At 66.8% G+C, this 1,926-nt stretch carries 1 protein-coding gene; it reads right to left on the reverse strand.

Going from position 1 to position 1,926, the window contains the following annotated elements; genetic code table 11:
• Positions 1-74: 74 nt before the first annotated feature.
• The gene (gene ltrA, locus E1289_RS37415) at positions 75-1,415 is read right to left on the reverse strand and encodes a group II intron reverse transcriptase/maturase (RefSeq protein WP_207929419.1); all 1,341 of its coding nucleotides are present in this window, start codon (positions 1,413-1,415) and stop codon (positions 75-77) included.
• Positions 1,416-1,926 lie beyond the last annotated feature (511 nt).

Genomic DNA, 1,926 nt, shown 5'->3' on the forward strand with positions numbered 1-1,926 from the left:
ATCGAGTAGGAGGGCCGGGTCGCCCGGCCCTCCTCTCACACCACCGGACATGCGGGCCCGCATCCGGCGGTTCGTCAAGCCGCTGGTCTGAGTCTGCGCCAGGTGGCTTGAAGCCCTAGCAGGCCAAGGTCGTCCCAGTGGGTGTTGGGCAGTGCCCGCTGCAGGACGGGTGACCCAGCAATCCGCCAGTAGCCCTTGCTCGATCCCGCCCATTCACGGGCGGTATGCTCGGGAATGCCGAGTCGGCGCAGGTTCCGGCGTCTGGCTGAGATGCGTTTCCATTCCTTCCAGCGAATCTGCCGCATCCGGCGGCGGAACCACTCGTCCAGATCGCGGAGCCTGCGTCCCAGGTCCGCTAGGGCGAAGTAGCCCATCCAACCGCGGATGAACGCATTGAGCCTGTCGATCCTGCAGGGCATCGACACACTCCACCTCCGGCTGGTCAACTCCCGGATCCGATCCTTAAGGCGCCTGAGCGCCTTCGGATCAACCCGGATGCCCACCCCAGAGCGGGTGAAGTAGAACCCGAACCCCAGCAGCGTCGCCTCGCGAGCATGCCGGACCGAGGACTTCTCCCGGTTCACCTTGAGTTTCAGCCGCTGCTCGACCACGGCGGCGACCGAGTCGAGCACCCGATCGGCGGCCCGCTTGCTGCGCACGAAGACGCGAACGTCGTCGGCATAGCGAACGAACCGGTGACCGCGCATCCACAGCTCCCGGTCCAGGTCGTCCAGCATGATGTTCGACAGGATCGGCGACAGCGGCGACCCTTGCGGGGTCCCCTCCGCACTCGCCCGAACGATCCCGCCGACCATCACCCCGGCCTCCAGGTAAGCCCGGATCAACTTGAGGACCTTGCGGTCGGTGACCTTGCGCGCCACCCGCGCCATCAGCACGTCGAACTGAACGAGATCGAAGAACCGTTCAAGATCGACATCCACGACCCAGCGGTATCCGTCCTCGATCGCCCGCCGCGCGACCCGCACCGCCTGATGAGCGGACCGGCCGGGGCGGAACCCGAAGCTGGACCCCGAAAAGTGCGGGTCGAAGATCGGCGTGAGCACCTGCGCGATCGCCTGCTGGACCAACCTGTCCAGCACAGTGGGCACCCCCAGCATCCGTTCACCGCGCCCCCCGGGCTTGGGGATCACCACCCGGCGGACCGGCGAGGGCCGGAACGTACCCGCGTCCAAAGCCTCCCGGACACCCGCCCAGTGCTCCCGCAGCCACGGACGAATCTCGTCTGTGGTCATGCCGTCCACACCAGGCGCACCCTTGTTGGCCTCCACACGCCTCAACGCCCCGGACAGGTTGGCCGGTGACAGCATCCGCTCCCACAACGACTCCTCCCGCCCCGGGATCACGGCGTCCTCAAGGCGCGCCGACCCGCCGCTACGCTCCACACTGGTACTCACCGGAACTCACCGGCCCCTTCCAGCGGTGGGCCCGCCACCAGGCGGGATGGCTGCGATCAAAGCGACCGGCACGAGCAACCTGATTCTTCCGCTCTACTCAACGTTCGGTCCTTCCCGGCTGATTGTCCGTTCCCCACACCGGTACTACGACCTCTGCTGACCTCTGCCCGGTCAGCCCACACCTCGCGGTGCCGACCGTCGGCGCGGCGACATCTTCAGCACAACCGACACCCGGACAGATCTCCCCAGGTAAGAACGATCACTTTCCCCCTGCGCCCGCCGCGTCTACCTGACGGTCCTGTCGGTGATGACGGGCTTCACCTTCGTTGGCAGGCTCACCCAGACCAGCCCGGCCTCATACGCGGTTCGTGTCCCTCGGTGCAGGGATTCGCCTCGGGCTTCCTCCAGACCCCGCCTCACAACGACGCCCTTGCCTCCGGCTCGGAGTTAGCACCACCTCTTCCTCCAGGGGACTTTCACCCCCAAGCAATCGCCCATGCTGGGCGCACCA

The organism is Actinomadura sp. 6K520 (assembly GCF_004349245.1).
Classification (GTDB): domain Bacteria; phylum Actinomycetota; class Actinomycetes; order Streptosporangiales; family Streptosporangiaceae; genus Spirillospora.